Genomic DNA, 18,157 nt, shown 5'->3' with positions numbered 1-18,157 from the left:
AGATAAGATGAATGCCATTCATGGAATAGAAAATACAGAATGGTTGTTATGAGATGGCTTCCATAGACTGTAAAATTTGAGCGTTAATTTTAAGGACATCGAAGTTTTCCTCCGCAAGTTGTCGACTCGCAATCCCCATTTGGATTATCATTTCAGATTGCTCTACAAATTGGGACATAGCTTGAGCAAGTGCCTGTGGATTGCGGGGCGGCACCAAAAAACCGTTAACTCCCTCTATTACCGTTTCCCGACAACCCGGTGAGTCAGTGGTAATAATGGGGAGTCCCATCGCCATGGCCTCCTGAGTACTACGCGGTAATCCCTCGCGATAGTAGGATGGCAGCACGAAAACACTGGCCTGAGCAATCCAGACGCGAACATCAGTGACGTGTCCTGGCCATTCTATTAGTCCTTCGGAAACCCATGAATAGACCTCGGCTTGCTTGACTGAACCTGGGTTTAAGTCAGTGTCCCCCAGCAGAAGAAAGCGCACTTTGGGATGCTTACTCTTCACCAGTCGAGCGGCCTCAACATAATCGTAGATCCCCTTCTCGCGCAACAACCTAGCAATTAAAATAAATGTGACAGGTTTTGTAGTTAAGTGCGTGGGTTCATAGTGAGTTAAGTCTATTCCGATACCATTAAGCAGTTCAATTTTTCTATCTATCACCATTCGTTTGTTAACGAAAAGTGCCCTGTCATCCTTGTTAAGTAGATAGACAAGACTCGCATACCTTAAGCTTATTTGATACAACTTTGTTACAAAAACACGCAATACTCTACGCGAAATTGATGTTTCATCACCATCAGTGTATACATATCCGGCACCTTCAATCATAGCAAGGCGCTTGGGTACACCTGCAATTCGTGCAGCCAGCGTCCCATATATCACTGGTTTGATGAAATAGGAAAACACAACGTCCACTTTTAAGTGACGCAACTGGCTTGACAACTTCAAAAGGTTGATGAAATCCGAACCAGGATTCATACCAGTACGTGACATTGGGCAATCCACAGGAATTGCCCCTAGTTTAACTACAGCAGTGCGTGTTGCCTCATCGTAATCTGGGGCTAGGGCATATACAACAAAACCGCGGTGCACCATTTCACGGATTAGGGACCCTCTAAAATTATTGATGGAGAATGCTTGACTAGTAACAAAAGCTATTCGATAGGAATTGCTCATAGCGAGTAACTCACCTTGTCGTCAACTTTATAGGCCTTAGGATATAAAAGGACATCAAACCCGCTTATTAAAAGATCATGCTCTGGTATTGATTTAAAAGTCTTATCAAATTTAGAATAAGGAGAAGGTAATTTTTCCCATTTATTGATATCCAAAACACTAACTTCAAATCCTGCCGTATTGAATATGCTGCACATCTCATGAAACCGTATTCGATTTGTGTAAAAACCAGATTTTGCAAACATATCAGACTCCCAAACCTCTTCAGAAAACCGAAGGTTATTAAGCCCCCCGCCGAGATGATCTCGCAAATCAATACGATGCGAGCAGATACCATCATCTTTAAGTATGCGGCGGAGTTCCTTCATGAAAGGTAAAAACTCTGGTTTCCTAATGTGTTCAAGAACAGCATTCGACCAGATGAAATCTATGCTGGCAGAAGGAATAGAGGCTATAGCAGCTAATCCCTCTGTCAAGTAATGCCCGCCAAACTCTTCTACTAACTCTGGAACACTAAATGGTTCAGGACGAGTTATATTAAAATTGTTATTTCTCAGGAAAGCAAATAAATTGCTATAGGGAGCAATCTCATGTGTTGCGAAAAATCCTGAATCTACCATGTACGTAAGTGATGCACCGTGAAGCTTTGCAATTATGCAGGAAAAAAGACTATCGCCAGGTCCCACTTCAAGGCAAACAAAGTCTTCCGATTTTTTGGGGAAATTGCTGCGGTCATAATGCATTTTGAAAATACGATACGCATATTCAGGTGCTTCCATTGCTCCGTGCTTAAAAATATCCAGTTTTTGCCACAACCTATAGTCGGTTGGAAAACGTGCAATACATAATTTAAGAAGGATTTTTGTCCACCACGGCAGTGCAGCCTTGATCGCTCCTATATTCATAGCATATCCTTGTAAACAGGTTAGATTGGTGTGATTTTCACTAATATATTATGTAAAGCTGCTTTATTGGAAGCAATGAGACATGATATCACAAGTCATCGACTGCAGCAGTGTACAACCGATTGTATTCTCTGATGACAGAATGCAGAGAAAATTTGTCCAATATCCTTTGTCGGGCCTTCCCCCCCAACTCGCGGCGCCCATCCCTTCCTAAGAGGATCAATTCATCAAGAGCAAGCGCAAGCGCATTCGGATCATGTGGAGGCACCACTCTCCCAGTGTCCCCAACAAGAAACGCTGAATCACCGACATCGGTGACAGCACAAGGGACGCAACATGACATCGCCTCGCCTACAACCAAGGGAAAGGCCTCGCTGCATGAAGAGGATGCAACAATATCACACGAATTTATTACCATTGGAATGTCACCCTGCCTCCCAAGCAAATAGCATACATTTACCAAACCATTTCGTTCTATTGCAGAAATAAGCTCTGTATTTTCAGAGTCTATTCTATCTCCACATAATACAACCTTCAAATTGCTGTATTTCGAAATTAAAGCTTTAACTGCGAGCAACAAATTGTGATGATCCTTTTGAGGGTCATATCTAGCTATCAAACCTATGACTATCGCATCTTCCTTAATTCCCAATGTATCGCGAAATCTATTACCTGAATCTGGGTTGTGAAAAAAAATGCTGGTGTCAAATCCATTAGGTATAACTCTGGATATGTCACCACAATAGCCATATTTTGTGTGAAAAATACAACTGGAACTAGCAACATATACAATATAGGTAGGAATCAATCCTGATATCCATGCTGAAATTTTAGCAATAGCTCTAGTCGTCAGCTTATCGTTATTGTTGATTACACCATTATGGATATTCCAGATCACTGGCGCGCTACAAGATATTTTAGCGGCCCCCCCTCCAATAAGATCAGCATGATAAAGCCAGGTCTGTACAATATCGGGATTTAATTTCCGAATGAGCTGACATAGTTTTAGAAACCGGTAGGGCGAAGGGAAACGCCGCAATCCCAGGGAAAACACAGGAACCCCAAGGGCTTCAAGCCTTGAACCGATGGCTCCTTTATCTGTCAATGAAATGACGCTAAAAGCGTTTTGCGATAAGTCGCTGTTGGCAATAAATTTGTACAGCATCATTTCAGCGCCACCGATCCCTAAACCGGTGATGATATGCACTACGCGCATAACGGACCTCGATAACGAAAAACGTCAAAAGGTATCAATTTAGCAACTTCTCAATAAAAGATTGAGCTATGCGTTCCCACCTGTAATTGTCTTCGATAACTTCCTGGGATCGACCGGAAAAGGCTATACAAAGGTTATTACCATTTGCAAGTTCCACAATCTTGTTTACCCAAAGTGCTTCATCTGAAGAATTGCAAACTAAACAATTGTAGCCATCCTGCATCTCCTTTATGCCGTCAAGACTCACATTTGAACAAACCAAGGGCAGCCCAATGTTCATTGCCTGCAAAATTTTATTTTTCATGCCAGTCCCTAAAAACAAAGGCGACACATAGATATCCATATCAGAAAGATAAAGGTCGATATCTTCAACGAATCCAGTGACGATTACAGAGTCGCCGCACTGATCAGCCATTTTAAGAAGGTCGTCTCCTGGGTTTGCCCCTACTATATGAAAGGTGAAGGTGATACCCCGCCTAGATAATTCTGGGACGATTTTGGTCAGGATGAATTTCGCTGCTAATCGATTGGGGAGGTAATCAAAATTACCTGAGAAACAAAGCCTTAAATAGGAGTCACCCGACCGCAAAGACCATTTGCTTGAAACTGGATTGACGCCATTGTTAACAAATTTAAAAATACGTTTTTTGACTTCTGTGAATTTTGAAATACAGTAATCAGCATCGACATTTGATACAAAAAAAACACTACTTACTGAAGAGTATGAAAAGCGTTCTATACGTTCCACCAGCATATATTGAATGCAATAATACAGCTTAAGTATGATATTTGATGTTGAACAGGCACTTTTCTTATATAATAGTGAAAGACAATCAAGTTCAAATAGCACCAATTTTGAGGATACTCTATGTTCCAATATTGGTTTAAGATACAAAGCCGACTCAAATCCTACCAACAAGATAAAATCATAACAATGCAGATCAAGTCCTTCTGGTAAATCATAGTTGTGTCTCCAAATGTTACGAGGTCTGATAAAAACTTTAAAGCCAACATTGAAGAAAAAATTAATTTTACTGGTTGGATTTTCAACAATGTTGACGGCAAGGTTTTTATAATATTCTAAACCGGAGGATGAACAAGGCTCACCTGCAATAATAGTAACATTATTGTGCATCCGCCAGACGTCGATTAAAGCTGCAAGAGTGGAGGTCCGACCATTGCGGTAACTAGGGAAAGGTAATTCTGGAGTTATAATCAAAATATTCATTCAAAAGACACCATATAATAAGTTGATAAAAGATGCTATATCATCGTTACAAATCAATATCGGCACTTTGAAAGATCAATGCGCTAGTTCTAACAACTATCCACCACATCAGAATTGAGGAACACGCAACAGCTAAAACGTAACCGTACACATCAAAGTGGTAGAAAAAGGCTAAACCAAGAAAAATCCCTGAAACTAGGGTTTTGGTCAGGACCTCAACTCTTGATACTAAACGATACCGACCATAAACAATTAATGCTTGCCCTATTGCGCCCCAAATATTCCAAGGGAATCTAAGTAAACAAACTAAAATTAAGGGGACAACAACATCAAAGATCGCGTGTTTAAAATGAAAAAGAAGGTTGCCAGCATTTAAAAGCAAAATACCTAGAACAGGGATTGTTGTGAATACTAACACAGCCTTGAAAACGTTCTTAAAGTTAAAAGCAACACCGTTGGTAGTATTAATAAGAGTCTTCTTGTAAAAACCACTCAGAAAAATATTACCAATCATAGCTTCTACAGATACAATGGTCTGAAAATATCCCAAGCCTAATGCCCCGATCCAAGAAAGTGCAAGCGTCCTGACTGAAAAGTCCAACAATGTGTTGTAAAAAGGGATAATACTTAACGACCACGATTCCTTTACATATAACAATAAAGTTCTGTAGTTTGCTTTCGATTCAAAGTCCCAAAAGGTATCTTTTAAAAATACTAAATTATATATAATATAACTCAGGGATGATGCTGCAAAATAAAACGACGGAATAAAAACTACGTATTTGACATCCATATTTAATAAAATCAATGACGAAGCAAAACCAAAGAAGGAACTGATGGCAATTATAACATAGTATAATACCAGACGGCTTTCGGACAGAGCCTTGAGTTCGCAGCAATTGCTGAAAAAAGAAAAAATAACCGCTGATGCAACTGCACATGACCATAACCTGAAATCACAAAAATTATTCAATTCTTTGTACAATGGCCCTAAAGTAAAAACTAACAAGGATGCAATGGATGACAAAAGGATACTTACAACAAAACCGGCATTGAGCATCGATCGACGCTCCACTTGACCCAACTTAACTAAAACTACTTGAATTCGTTGATTATTTAAAAATTGGCAGGGAATGGTCAAAAAAGTAATGATGGTAGCAATTACACTAAAAATCCCAAATGAGCCAACACCTCCGAGCTTAATTATTACAAGCATTCGTAATAATATAAAAAACGCAGAAGCCGCCTGTAAAATTATCATTTCCACAATACGCCTTAATATTTAATATTTCTAGGAGTAGAGGCAACATTTAAAAGATAGAACTTTGCCCTACCGACACTAACAATCATAAAATAAATGAACAACGCAGAGATAAAAACCAAAATTGAAAACTTCACGTACAAGGCGAAGTCAATTCTGAAAAAATTCAGTGAAACAACACTAAATGATCCAAATGCAAACAACTGCAAATAAGACTGTTTGTTACGAAATAATAGGGACAAATACCTGATTAAAAACCCAAAAAAAACAAACACGATAAACCACAAATACGAAAAATTTATTTTTGCCTCAACTATGGGTGAGAATCCTAAACCTATCAAACCGGTGGCACCCTTTTGCATTCCCCAGTATTGCTCCGTGAACTGAACAGCCATAGTATCTGGCCTTCCTGGATAAATAAACGTAGGCAGAAGGTTGACAAAGGGATCGACTAGGTAAGAAGCACCTACAAACTTGTTATAGTTAAAGGCGAATTCAGTAGAATATTGGGATACTCGAGCCATTGTTCCAAATTCGCCTTCAGAGATGGCAAGTACAAAACGGTTGATGTCGGCAACCGAAACATTAATTTCGCCAGCAAACAAGTTTATTATTCCGTACTCCCTGAGGACCGCATTTATTGCGCCAACAATTATAACCAAGGTTAAAACCGGCAATAAAAAATATAAATTCACCTTGGTCCTGTGATATTTACTCCACACTATCGCAAGCAGCATCATCATAGCGAAATTTCTGTTCCCGCCGAGAAAGAATAAACAAGCAATTGCTGCGGAAAAACACACAACAACAAAGTTGCAAAATTTACTTTTGATTACGTACTCAGAGTTTGCGACTAGGACGAAAGATGTGCAAACAATTGGAACTATCGAGGTAAATGAATTTATTCCGTCTACTTTATAGTCACCATACTTTTGAGTGAAATAAATATTCCAGCTGCCGAATACTTTTTCTACATAGAGTTGCAAAAGCATGGTGACCGCTACCATTACAACGTAAGTCCCAACGTTGTTTCCAGGCCTAGTCAGGAACTTTTGCGGCGCGGTATTATGACCACTATCACATCTAGATACTAAATGCTCCCCAGCAAAAATGGCTCCAATAACCATCGATAATACAGCTAGATTACAATCAAGAATAAATTGTGAGTCAGAAACTGTGATATCCGCCTTTAGCGATTTCTCCAGCATGAAGAAGAAGGAATAGAGAAACCATCCTGTGCCGAAGAATAATGGCATGTCTATTCTTACTTTTCCTGCAACTGCAGTTTTATCAAAGATTCTCATCCAAAACATAAGCAGCAAGGAAATTGAGATTAGTCCCCCCAAAGGTATCATGCTATACCGCCGAGTTTAGCCGTTTCCATTTTGCTTCCCTGCCGGCGGACACCCCCATCTTCACACCATTTAGCACACAAATCAAAGAACTCCATAAGATGGCAACTGAATTAATTATATGTCGATTTTTCAAGTTGTAGTATGCAACCCTAACCACGTGCACAACACAAAAAACTGAAAAATAGGTCAAGGCCAGCGTGAAGGAGGGATATTTGTTTTTGAGGAGAGAAATACAGTAGTTTCGAACTAGATAGGAGGAATATTGGTAATCGTCATACCCTCGCCCGTTACCACCAATCCTTGGCAGCTTGTGGTGAGTCAAGACAAAATCCCCGCAAAAGATAGTGAGCCAACCTTTGCGGTGCATGGCAAAACATGGCTCGGAATCCTCAAAACTGGCGTAGCCTACACCAAGGTCTTCATCAAACCCACCGATTTCATCTAGGTAGCATTTTCTGAAAACCATACTGGTACCCTGCACAAATGGGACTATGGGGTATAAAGTACCAGAAGTGCCCTTGACAAGTTGGAACTTGTCTTTGGGAAATGAGAAGGTGTCATAATTAAACCAGCCAACAGCACCTCTAAATAAGGACAAGTAGATTGGGCGAGACAGGCGTCTGACATCGAATGAAGGGGGTTCGACTATTCGCCCGGATATAGCACCGATTTTTCCTGTATCCCTTATGTCTTTCAACAGCAGCATAAGTTGTTCAATGGAGTTCGGATCAAGACTTACATCATCGTCAACAAACCAGATGAAATCGCCTGTCGACGCCTTTAGCCCGACATTCCTCATCTGTGGCTGCCTTTTGTCACCCTCGAACTTCAACCCTACTACTTCGCATCCGCTAATAGTAGGCAATGGATCGGGCGTTCCATGATGCTGGACATCAAAAACTACAACTACTTCATGAGGCAGCTCGGTTACCTGGACAAGCGAAGCAAGAAAACGCTTCAAATTTTCCCGGTCCCGCCCTGCAAGAACAACTAGAGAGATTTTAATCTTATCAGGCACAGTCAAGTCTCCGTCTGGCTGTCCGGACAACTCTGGCAAACCTTCTCGCGATCCAGAAGAGACAATCCACGAGACTTACCGGCACGTAAACAATGGCATCAATAAGTAGACGCTGGGCAAAGTTGATATCAAGTCCATCAACTACAACTTTCTTATTCGAAGAGCTCAACACTCCGCCCCCCCTCGCCTGAATCACATGCATAACCAAACTCCCGGGTGCGTAAAAAGCTTTAGGATAAAGACTAGTCGCTGCTCGTCTACAACTTTCGAGTGTATACAGATCACACAACGAAGATATGGTGGCAATCCAGTTCAGCAACCAAAGCTTGCTTGAGTGCTGGTTGAAATTATCACCTATACCGTCGTTTTTAATTATTCGTTTCGATCCAAGCACATAGAGACGACGCTGGTACAAAGCACGCCAGAACAATGGAACTTGGATAAAACACGACCCAACGTGTTCTGATAGAGGATTAAATTCTATCAAGTCTCTTCGGACTATTAGGGAAGAGATGAGGGTCGCCCATTTCGAGTAATCGATGAATTCTGCCGTGCCTACCAACGTCAGATAGTCAGTATTGCAGCCACCTAAATTATCAATTAAGACTATGCCTGATTGTGGATTTACCACTGTCGCATTAATAAGAGCACCATCGGGTTTTTCTTTTTTTAGCTCTGCAACGACTTCCTTTATAAGTTTGCCATTTACGAAATCATCATCGCTTAAAAACCAAATATAGTGTCCGGAACACAATTCTACGCAATTCAAAACATTTAGGTCATAACCCAGATTAAATTCATTTCGGTGGTAGTTAAAAAAAGAGAACCTCTCCTGGTATTGCCTGCATAGCGCCTCCGTCCCATCCGTCGACGCGTTATCTGAAACAAGAATCTCTATCTCACTATCTAGTTCTTCAACGATCTTTGAAAGATTCGCTTTGAGTGTCTCACATCTATTATAAGTCGGAATCGTTATACTTAGAAATGGTTTCATACTGTATGATCCTGTCAACTCCCTCTTCTAACTCTACTTGTGCGGTCCATCCCAAACTTCTAAGTAGAGTTGTGTCTGCACAAGAATCAGTTATTTCATTTTCACGATTTGGTATAGCTCCGAAATTGAGGTGGGTCCTTGTTTTTGTAGCTTTTTTTACCAATAACGCAAAATCTCTTATTGAAGTGGATATCCCAGTACCTACATCATAGTCAACAAAAAAATCATCATATGGTAGTTGCAATAGAATTGTTTTATACGCTGCCACTACATCGTCAATATAAATAAAGTCGCGTCTTTGAATACCATCAGTAAGTTTCACTTCATCAACGTCCCTAACGCAATCGCGGATCAAGCTTGTAGTAAATTTCGAAGCCCCTTCGCCAGCCCCAAACATATGTTGAAGCTTTACATTGATAAAATGTAATTTTTTTTGAACAGCAAGCAATTTGCCCCATTCAACAATCTGGCGCTTCGTTAAAGAGTAGGGGGCGAGATGGTAGGATTGACTGCCAGGCCTGTTGTAATAAGTGTCAGTATTAATGAAAAACTCCACCCCATATTTTACACTGAGGCTCATAAGTTCCAGAGGAAGCATCAAATTTGCTTGAATAACCCCTGAAAAACCATTACCTGCACGGCCATAATCAGTAGCTAAGTGTATCACTACATCAAACTTGCTGCTTTCACTAAAAATAGTCTCTTTGTCACATGTGTCAATATCATAAAATTTACAGTTTCTGATATGGTCTATGCTCGTGGTGTTAGAAGATGTTCTTTTGATAATAGAAACATCATGTCCTAGTTCAACTAGCATAGTTGTAACTTTACCACCCAAGAAACCAGTTGCTCCATCTATCAAAATGTTCATCGTTTTACCTATTTTCAACCACGTTGTTCAGGCTGAAACATTTACTAACGAGCAAATTAAGCTCAACTTATGGCTTTTATCTTGTCAATGATGTAAGTAATCATCTCTATATTGAGACCAGGGTAGACGCCAATCCAGAAGGTATCTTGAACAATTTTGTTGGTGTTCGGTAGATCCCCCACCACCCTGAAACCTTTTGCTTCTCGCCGCATCTCATCAAAGCAAGGATGTTTTATAAGATTCCCCGCAAAAAGCATCCTAGTTTGAATGCCGTTTTTTTCAAGATGATTGACGACACGATCTCGCGATAGTCCATTATCTGAACGCACAGTAAGCAAGAACCCAAACCAAGATGGGTCTGAGGACTCCGTTGGCTCAGGCAGTATGTAACGATCCTCACATCCAGCGAGCCCGTCCCGGAGCATCTTCCAGTTTTTTTTCCTAGACTCTATAAAATAAGGCAACTTCTGTATCTGGGCACAACCAATTGCAGCCTGCATGTCAGTTAATTTCAAGTTATAACCAAAGTGAGAATAGACGTATTTATGGTCATATCCCAAAGGCAACTCACCAAATACTTGGCCAAAACGGTTGCTACATGTATTGTCTTTACCAGAAGGGCACCAGCAGTCGCGTCCCCAGTCCCGAAAAGACTCTACCAAACGATTGAGCGTAGCCTCATTAGTATACACTGCGCCACCTTCGCCCATAGTCATGTGGTGCGGCGGGTAAAAGCTTGATGTGCCAAGGTGCCCAATTGTCCCGGTGTAACGCCACTCATTTTTATAGAGATATCTGGCTCCAAGAGCATCACAATTGTCCTCAATAAGCCAAAGGTTATACTTGTCGCAAAATGCCTTAACTGAGGACAGATCGAATGGGTTGCCTAGCGTGTGCGCCACCATCACAGCCTTAGTCGTTTCAGAGAGTGCAGCCTCAAGCTGTGAAACATCGATATTGTAGGTAGGCAAACTAACATCTACAAATACCGGGACGGCACCGAACTGCACGATAGGAGCAACTGTAGTAGGAAAACCAGCAGCAACAGTTATAACCTCGTCTCCTTTCATTATTCGCCTTTCTCCTAATTTCGGGGAGGTTAGGGCCATAAAGGCAAGGAGGTTTGCTGACGAACCGGAATTAGTCAATGAACAATGTTGTACCTCAAGGAACTGCTCAAACATCCTTTCAAAGCGTTCGGCATATCGCCCGGTAGTCAGCCAGAAATCTAGGGAAGAATCAATGAGTGCTGTTATCTCCGCTTCATCAAAAACACGCGCCGCATAAGGAATCCTATCTCCCGGCTTAAACTCCTTGCGTACTGCATGCCTGTATTCATAGTAGGCAATGGCGGCCCTGATGACTTCCTCGCGCAAAGCCTGGTCTTGTTCTGCACATTGTTCCACATGCCGCTCCTTTGGATAAACTAGTTGTCACGACGGTGATGCAAGCAGCGCATCAACAGGCACAGTAATCTTCAATCTGGGCCATGGTGAAATCACGCATACACTTATTTTCGCAGTAAGCATTGGTCCACTGAACTATGCGCTCTAAAGATTCATTCAAGTCCCATTTAGGGCGCCACCCCAGTTCAGTTCTAGCCTTTGAACAGTCCAATTTGAGGTAGTTTGCTTCGTGTGGATGATCTCCGATGTCAACAGTGAATGATGCTCCGCGTCCCCACCGGGAGCAGATATTCTGTACTATCCACTCCACGGGCCTAGTATCATCATCACCTGGGCCAAAGTTCCATGCAGAGGCATAGGTCGATCCCTCCTGGCAAAGGCGCTGAGCCAGCAGTAAATACCCCGATAGCGGCTCCAACACATGTTGCCAAGGACGAATAGCATGGGGGTTGCGGACTGCAATGTTTCGGCCCTCCAGCAGGGCTCTTACGCAATCAGGGATCAACCGGTCGGAGGCCCAGTCCCCCCCACCGATAACATTTCCTGCGCGGGCCGAAGCGATGGAGGCGCTGTGGCTGCCATGATCAGTTCCGAAGAAGGAACGCCGGTAAGCGGCCGTAACCAATTCGGCGCACCCCTTACTGCTGGAGTAGGGGTCGTAGCCCCCCATCTGATCGGTCTCCCGATAGCCCCAGATCCACTCTTTATTTTCGTAGCATTTGTCGGTAGTCACGTTAACCACTGCACGCACGGAACTGCAGTGGCGCACCGCTTCTAGCAATAGCACTGTCCCCATGACATTGGTTGAAAAGGTCTCTACTGGAATCAGGTATGAGTCCCGTACCAAGGGTTGCGCCGCCATGTGTACAACCACCTCGGGAGAGGCGGCCAACAAGGCGGACGACAATAGGTTGTAGTCCCTAACGTCTGCGATAACAGAGTGTACAAGGTCACCAACCCTACAAAGTTCAAACAGAGCAGGGCTCGTAGGAGGAGCAAGAGCATATCCCGTTACCTCAGCACCAAGGCTATGCAACCACATACATAACCAACTGCCTTTAAAGCCGGTGTGCCCTGTAACAAAGACCTTTTTGTTTTTCCAAAATATGGGGTCGATCATGGTACCTACCATGTTTTCCACGGTGCATTGCCACTCTTCCACAGTTCTTCCAAAGCTTTCTTATCCCGCAGTGTGTCCATTGGTTGCCAAAACCCCGTATGCCTATAAGCGAATAGTTCCCCGTCCTGGCTGAGCTTTTCCATCGGTTCCCTTTCCAATGAAGTATCGTCCCCAGCTATATAATCCAGCACCTCCGGTTCCAGAACAAAGAAACCTGCGTTAATCCAAGCTCCATCGCCTTTCGGTTTCTCTTGGAAACCTAGGACCCGGCTTTCGCCTGTGACGTCAAGAGCGCCGAAGCGCCCCTGAGGTTGAATAGAGGTGACGGTAGCAAGTCGGCCATGCTCCTTGTGAAATGCGACCAGCTTTCGAACGTCCACATCTGAAACACCGTCGCCGTAAGTGAGCATAAAGGTATCGTTTCCAACGTACTCACGAATCCGTTTCACACGCCCTCCAGTCATGGTCTCTAAACCGGTGTTGGCAAGGGTAACAGTCCACGGCTCGGCCGAATGATGATGGATCATTCTCTCGTTATGGTTCTTAAAGTCAAAGGTGACGTCTGATTCATGAAGAAAATAGTGAGCAAAGTACTCCTTGATGCAGTACCCCTTATATCCGAGACAAATTATGAAATCGTTGAAACCATAACTGGAATAGATTTTCATTATGTGCCAGAGTATGGGGCGTTCACCTATTTCTATCATTGGTTTAGGTTTAAGGTGAGATTCTTCACTAATTCGAGTTCCAAAACCACCCGCAAGAATAACAACTTTCAAGAGTAACCTCCAAACTAACTACAGAATGAGTCTGAAATATGCAATTTATCAGTTACTTTCAGTCAACAAACCAAATTAGTGTAAAAAATAAAATACAGTCAAGACCGCACCGAAAATATTTCTCGTTTGATTCTATTTAACAGCTCTTTTTCAGCATCCTCAAGGTTGCCAATCCATTCTAACAGAAAGGCCAGTAGCACTGAAAGGATACCTCCTGAAATCGTTGCTAAAATCACTATTCGAGCGCGAGACGGTTTACTTTTTTTAATGGGGACAACGGCTTCATCAAGCACTTGAAATGCAGAAGAATCCTTAGCTTCGCCCAGCTTTGCTACTTCGTACTGTTTAGTCAACTGCTCCAAGATCGCCTCTTGTGTTTTCAGTTCGCGAAGTCTCCGGGTATATTCAAGGCCAAGGCTCGGCACACTGCCTACCGATGGGATTCCCTCAGCAGAAACACTACTCCCTGAGATCCGTTGTATTTCATTCTTAAGTTGTCTAATCCCACTCTGCAGGGCTTTAATATCAGGGCTTTCATCCGTCTGCTTGGCCCTTACTATCGAAAGCTGAATCTCCCGATTTGCAAGTTCAGCTTTCATTCGCGCCACTGATTCAACAGAGGCTTTTGTTTGCGAGTCGACCTGAACAATTTTATGCTCTGAGCAAAAGGTTTTTAAATTCTCTTCTGCAATCTTTAGATCTTTCTTGACTACATCAAGTCGCTTTTCCAGAAAAGCTCTCTCAGTTCCTGCTTTAGATAGATTCAACCGAACTGTAGTCGTACCAAGTTCTTCAACAATTGTATTGGCTAATAAGGCTGAGAGTTTCGGGTCTTTATCCTCGGTAGTGATAGAGATGATCCCATCTTTTCCACCTTGAACAATGGTGCGGCCCTGAAGCGTGAGCCGGGCCTGTTCAAGGGTGTCTACCTCGTAAACCTTCATCAGGTCCAGTTTATTTATTACACCGTCAGCAACTGAACGACTTTTTAAAATCCCCAGGTAGAGATCGCCCCCCCCAAGCCCAGACGCTGCTAGCCCTGCTAACCCCCCCGCCTGTCCGACTAGAGCCGACAAAGCCCCACCACTCTCCTTTTGAGGGGGGAGAATCTTGGCCGTAGCTGAATAAATGTTGGGAAGTCTCAGGCTGTAAACAACTGACACCAAGACTGTGAAACCACAAATGGACATTATTAGTTTTTTTCGTTTAAGTAAGATAAACAATAGGCCTACTAGATTTACTTCCCGGTCGTCAAAAACATCTTGTGATTTCATACAGTCCCTTGAATACCTCTCTACCGCGGTCCCTCACGCGATTAAGTCACTTCTAGTTACCTGCGGAAAGAATAACACCCGCAGTCACGGCTATGTAGCCAATAATCTTAGCAATTTCCTTGATGTTCCTTTAGCCATGCGGTCCTTTCGTACAGCCTCGGCACCATGATGGTGTTTCCTGAATCCCGTTCTTGCCCCAGAAGGAGTTGTAAAACATGATTATCGAGGAGCTGGCCTGGCTGATGATGGAGCCGTCCAGCTTGACGACGTAGATGTCATACCAGTCCGCATCCCCGTGGGACCGCCGACCGGTCGCAGATGCCACTCGAGCTCACGACCGCGCCGTGTCACCACGGAACTCAGGTTGTAGACGTCGCCGATCACGTTGATGCCACCGGGATCAGTGGGGAGAGGCAACGGATATCGCGGCGGCAAGACCGCAGACCTTGATAATGAGAGCCTTGCGCTTGACCATAATCCGCAAAAGTTCCAGCAGGAAACTTCCCGCTACTGTCGTTTTCTATTGGTTACATTAATACCTGCACAGATCTGAGTTGCATTTATGAAACGTCAGGCAAGCTTAAAGCCCCGCCGCAACGAGAACGCCGGCAGTCACCGCAATGTTGCCTATGACCGAAGCGATGTCCTTGGCGCCTCTGAGCCAGGCGGTCTTTTCGTACTGCCTCGGCACGATAATGGTGTCGCCAGAGTCGAGCTTCTTGCCCCAGAAGGAGTTGTAGAACATGAATTTAGAGGAGTTGGCCTGGCTGATGACAGAGCCGTCGACCTTAACAACGTAGATGCTGTCCATATCGGCGTCGCCGGTCGGCCCTCCTACCTGCTTCAAATACCACTCTATGTCATGGCCACGCTGGGTGACAACCGTGCTCTGGTTGTAGACGTCGCCGATCACGTTAACGCCGCCAGGATCGCTGGGAACGACGAGTTGGTCACCTCCCTGCAGTTCCAGATCGTATGCGCCCCCCTTCAACTCTTCTAAGGAAGCAATCTCCATTACCACGCGTCCTTCAGCTTTTCTCTTTTTCAGAAGCTCGATACTCTGCATCAGGTTGTCCAAAGTGGTTTTTGAGCTTGCCACTTCCTCAGCAGATGCCGCCGTCTGAGAGACCTGGGCCTGAAGGTTGATGATCTTCTCCTGCGATTTTTCTAGCGCCTCATCCATACGCTGCTGCTGCAGCTTCCGCACTGCTTCCCTGGTGAAGCGAGCACCCTTTAAGTAGGCCAAGTCGGTAAAGCCCCCGGCGCGATTAATGACGGAACTGAGCCGTTCACCCTTGTAAATCGGATAGGTGCCGGGGAACCTGACTTCCCCCTTAAGGGTTACGTAACGTTCGGTAGCCTCTGCCCAGTTGGGAATGCGACGCACGGTCAGTTCATCAAACGGCTCCAGCTTAAAATCTTCAGCCCCGCCCTGCAGTGCTTTTTCCAGGTCTATGGTAATCGAGTAGGAGGTGACTGCATCGCCGTTACGCTTGATCCTGGTTATCTCCGCGCTTTTCAGGTAGGCCGACAGCTTGACGTTGCCTGCCTGCATCAGCAGGTCGCGTACCGTCATGTTGTCCAGGTACCGGAACTGACCGGGCTTCTGCACCTCGCCGCTTACCTTCACTGCGGGGATCTCCTGCATCTGGTCGCGAGCGAAGATCTTCACCCGGTCAAACTCCTTGAGCTCAAGGTCCTGATCCGCATCTCCCTTGAGGGCGCGGGTGACGTCGAAGTACACAAGCTCGGGATGCATGTCGGGGGGAAACAGGCGGGTAATCTGCCCGGCACCCGCATGGTACTGCGGCAGCAGGTTGTCGCCCTTGATCAGGGCACTGACTCTCATGCCAGGCTTAAGTGCGTAGTCCCCCGGTCTAAGCACGTGTCCCTCAAGACGCACATAGCCGCGGAGGACGCCGTCGATGGGAAGTACGTTGACCAAGTCCATGTCCTGCAGCCTGATTGCGGCGGTCTGCTTGTCACCCTCAGTCCCGCTCAAATCGAGGCTGAAGTCGGTGACCATCTTCTTGTCATGCGCCTGGACTCGGTAGAGCTGCACCCGCTGCAGGTAGCCCGTCGCGTTGATCCCCCCGCAGAGGGTAAGGATGTCCTTGATGGAGTTCTCGTCTTTGAGTTCATAGATTCCGGGGCGACGGACGTTGCCCGCAACACCGGCGACATGGCCTAAGACGGGTACCAGGATGGTATCGCCAGGCTGCAGCCTGATGTCCTTACTCTTATCCCCTTTGAGGAAGAAGTCATAGAGGTCGACGGTCTCGACAACCTTGCCGCCCCTGTTGATCTGGATGTTCCTGAGGCTGCCGCTTTTAGTAGGGCCTCCTGCCGCGGACAGGGCGTTGATGACGGTTGAAAGGGAACTCACGTTGTAGTCGCCAGGAGCCGCTACCTCTCCGACCACATACACCTTCACCATCCGCACGTTGGCGACGTTGACGTTGAGCTGGAAGTCCTTGTAGATGCGGCCAATGGCGCCCTTCAGGATTGTCGGCAACTGGCCGAACGGCTGCCCCGCCACCCTGACGGCACCGACCTTGGGGACCACAACGTCGCCGCTTCGGTTCACCTCGAGGTTGTACTTGCCATTGAGGCTCCCCCAGACGGTCAGGGTCATGCGGTCCCCGGCACCGACTATGTAGTCGGGGCCTACCGGCACATCCGTCTGGGAGGCGAAGGGATCCTCGTCGTGCTTGAAGAAGTTGTAGCCGAACTGTGTGAGTTGGTCCCAGCCGTACGGCTGAGGGCGGGATTTATCCAAGGTTGTGGGCATCTCGCCCATGGCCTTTTCCAAAACTGAAAGTTCTTCGGGTTCAACCCGCTTCTTGACGACCTTCTTCTGGCTCTTCTTCTTTTTGCTGTCCTTTGCTACCTTTCGCTTTTTGGCGCCTCGCTGTTTGCTGCTGTCCTTGTCTTCCTTGTCGTCCTTGCGGTCTTTACGATCCTTGACGCTTTTGCGCTCACCCAGGTCCCTGGAGTCAGTGCCGTCCTTGCTGTCAGAGAGGTCCTTTGTCTCTTTGCCATCCTTGGCAGAAAAATCATCTTTGCCATTATCCGCAGTGGAGTCTACCTGCTCATCCCTGGACTGGTCATAGGATCGGCGCGAAGCGGTACCGTCGGACTTTTGCTGGTCTAGCTGCCGGACATCCTTGCGTTGGGAGTAATCCTGGGATTCCTCGTCATCCATGGAATCCGATTCGTCATCTTCGGAGGATTTGGTGTTGAAATAGTCGGAGTTGATTTCCTGCGTATCGCTTTCGTCGTTGGCGAACGCGGGAGAAGCGTTTGACCTTGAGTATGAGTTGGTTTCCGTGGCGGACAAGGCAGGAAAAGCGGTTACAGCGACCAGCAGCGCAAACGTTGCAGCAAGAAACAGGATTCTTTTCATACGTGGTTGTACCTCAAAGATTACCAGGAAGGCGGGAACAGCAGTAGCGGACCAGACAGCAGCTCACAAGAACACGGAGGGTTCTTCTTCTGTGGCAATACCGATTACTGCCTGTATATGATACGGGCAGAGCCGACA

At 45.2% G+C, this 18,157-nt stretch carries 14 protein-coding genes; all 14 read right to left on the bottom strand.

Translation table 11 applies throughout. The features are described from left to right. Window positions 1–46: 46 nt before the first annotated feature. The 14 genes from K7R21_RS02880 to K7R21_RS02815 all read right to left on the bottom strand — a co-directional run bounded on the left by K7R21_RS02880 (window position 47) and on the right by K7R21_RS02815 (window position 18,019). A complete protein-coding gene (locus K7R21_RS02880) occupies window positions 47–1,186 on the bottom strand; it encodes a glycosyltransferase family 4 protein (RefSeq protein WP_224981792.1) in 1,140 nt (379 codons plus the stop codon). Beyond that, complete coding sequence (locus K7R21_RS02875; protein ID WP_224981791.1) at window positions 1,183–2,091, bottom strand: class I SAM-dependent methyltransferase; 909 nt, start codon at window positions 2,089–2,091, stop codon at window positions 1,183–1,185. The genes K7R21_RS02880 and K7R21_RS02875 overlap by 4 nt, the downstream gene beginning before the upstream one ends. Before the next feature lie 88 nt (window positions 2,092–2,179). Then, the gene (locus K7R21_RS02870; protein WP_224981790.1) at window positions 2,180–3,307 is read right to left on the bottom strand and encodes a glycosyltransferase; all 1,128 of its coding nucleotides are present in this window, start codon (window positions 3,305–3,307) and stop codon (window positions 2,180–2,182) included. A 34-nt stretch (window positions 3,308–3,341) separates the two neighbouring features. After that, the gene (locus K7R21_RS02865; RefSeq protein WP_224981789.1) at window positions 3,342–4,535 is read right to left on the bottom strand and encodes a glycosyltransferase; all 1,194 of its coding nucleotides are present in this window, start codon (window positions 4,533–4,535) and stop codon (window positions 3,342–3,344) included. 46 nt (window positions 4,536–4,581) lie between these two features. Beyond that, entirely contained in the window at window positions 4,582–5,802 is a 1,221-nt protein-coding gene (locus tag K7R21_RS02860; protein ID WP_224981788.1) for a lipopolysaccharide biosynthesis protein, read from the bottom strand. Between the two features lie 8 nt (window positions 5,803–5,810). After that, window positions 5,811–7,151 carry a hypothetical protein gene (locus K7R21_RS02855; protein ID WP_224981787.1) on the bottom strand — a complete coding sequence of 447 codons (1,341 nt, stop codon included), beginning with the start codon at window positions 7,149–7,151 and terminating at the stop codon, window positions 5,811–5,813. A 1-nt stretch (window position 7,152) separates the two neighbouring features. Next, a complete protein-coding gene (locus K7R21_RS02850; protein ID WP_224981786.1) occupies window positions 7,153–8,169 on the bottom strand; it encodes a glycosyltransferase family 2 protein in 1,017 nt (338 codons plus the stop codon). Next, window positions 8,162–9,163, bottom strand: a complete 1,002-nt coding sequence (locus K7R21_RS02845; protein WP_224981785.1) for a glycosyltransferase family 2 protein — start codon at window positions 9,161–9,163, stop codon at window positions 8,162–8,164. The genes K7R21_RS02850 and K7R21_RS02845 overlap by 8 nt, the downstream gene beginning before the upstream one ends. Next, window positions 9,126–10,034, bottom strand: a complete 909-nt coding sequence (locus tag K7R21_RS02840; RefSeq protein WP_224981784.1) for an NAD-dependent epimerase/dehydratase family protein — start codon at window positions 10,032–10,034, stop codon at window positions 9,126–9,128. Before K7R21_RS02840 ends, K7R21_RS02845 begins: the two co-directional genes overlap by 38 nt. A gap of 62 nt (window positions 10,035–10,096) precedes the next feature. Further along, window positions 10,097–11,440, bottom strand: a complete 1,344-nt coding sequence (rfbH, locus tag K7R21_RS02835) for a lipopolysaccharide biosynthesis protein RfbH (RefSeq protein ID WP_224981783.1) — start codon at window positions 11,438–11,440, stop codon at window positions 10,097–10,099. 52 nt (window positions 11,441–11,492) lie between these two features. Continuing rightward, window positions 11,493–12,560: a CDP-glucose 4,6-dehydratase gene (gene rfbG / locus K7R21_RS02830; protein WP_224981782.1), complete on the bottom strand. Its 1,068-nt coding sequence runs from the start codon at window positions 12,558–12,560 to the stop codon at window positions 11,493–11,495. A 5-nt stretch (window positions 12,561–12,565) separates the two neighbouring features. Beyond that, complete coding sequence (rfbF, locus tag K7R21_RS02825) at window positions 12,566–13,339, bottom strand: glucose-1-phosphate cytidylyltransferase (RefSeq protein ID WP_224981781.1); 774 nt, start codon at window positions 13,337–13,339, stop codon at window positions 12,566–12,568. Between the two features lie 98 nt (window positions 13,340–13,437). After that, the gene (locus K7R21_RS02820) at window positions 13,438–14,613 is read right to left on the bottom strand and encodes a GumC family protein (protein WP_224981780.1); all 1,176 of its coding nucleotides are present in this window, start codon (window positions 14,611–14,613) and stop codon (window positions 13,438–13,440) included. Window positions 14,614–15,193: 580 nt separating this feature from the next. Then, window positions 15,194–18,019 carry an SLBB domain-containing protein gene (locus K7R21_RS02815; protein ID WP_224981779.1) on the bottom strand — a complete coding sequence of 942 codons (2,826 nt, stop codon included), beginning with the start codon at window positions 18,017–18,019 and terminating at the stop codon, window positions 15,194–15,196. Window positions 18,020–18,157 lie beyond the last annotated feature (138 nt).

The organism is Geomonas agri, from assembly GCF_020179605.1.
Lineage (GTDB): Bacteria > Desulfobacterota > Desulfuromonadia > Geobacterales > Geobacteraceae > Geomonas > Geomonas agri.
Note: the sequence above shows the minus strand (reverse complement) of the source record. Positions and strands in the feature narration are given on the sequence as shown.

Excerpts from the sequence above, each read along its gene's own strand:
- K7R21_RS02880 (WP_224981792.1), bottom strand. The coding sequence starts at position 1,186 with ATGAGCAATTCCTATCGAATAGCTTTTGTTACTAGTCAAGCATTCTCC.
- K7R21_RS02875 (WP_224981791.1), bottom strand. The coding sequence starts at position 2,091 with ATGAATATAGGAGCGATCAAGGCTGCACTGCCGTGGTGGACAAAAATC.
- K7R21_RS02870 (WP_224981790.1), bottom strand. The coding sequence starts at position 3,307 with ATGCGCGTAGTGCATATCATCACCGGTTTAGGGATCGGTGGCGCTGAA.
- K7R21_RS02865 (WP_224981789.1), bottom strand. The coding sequence starts at position 4,535 with ATGAATATTTTGATTATAACTCCAGAATTACCTTTCCCTAGTTACCGC.
- K7R21_RS02855 (WP_224981787.1), bottom strand. The coding sequence starts at position 7,151 with ATGATACCTTTGGGGGGACTAATCTCAATTTCCTTGCTGCTTATGTTT.
- K7R21_RS02845 (WP_224981785.1), bottom strand. The coding sequence starts at position 9,163 with ATGAAACCATTTCTAAGTATAACGATTCCGACTTATAATAGATGTGAG.
- K7R21_RS02840 (WP_224981784.1), bottom strand. The coding sequence starts at position 10,034 with ATGAACATTTTGATAGATGGAGCAACTGGTTTCTTGGGTGGTAAAGTT.
- rfbG (WP_224981782.1), bottom strand. The coding sequence starts at position 12,560 with ATGATCGACCCCATATTTTGGAAAAACAAAAAGGTCTTTGTTACAGGG.
- K7R21_RS02820 (WP_224981780.1), bottom strand. The coding sequence starts at position 14,613 with ATGAAATCACAAGATGTTTTTGACGACCGGGAAGTAAATCTAGTAGGC.
- K7R21_RS02815 (WP_224981779.1), bottom strand. The coding sequence starts at position 18,019 with ATGAAAAGAATCCTGTTTCTTGCTGCAACGTTTGCGCTGCTGGTCGCT.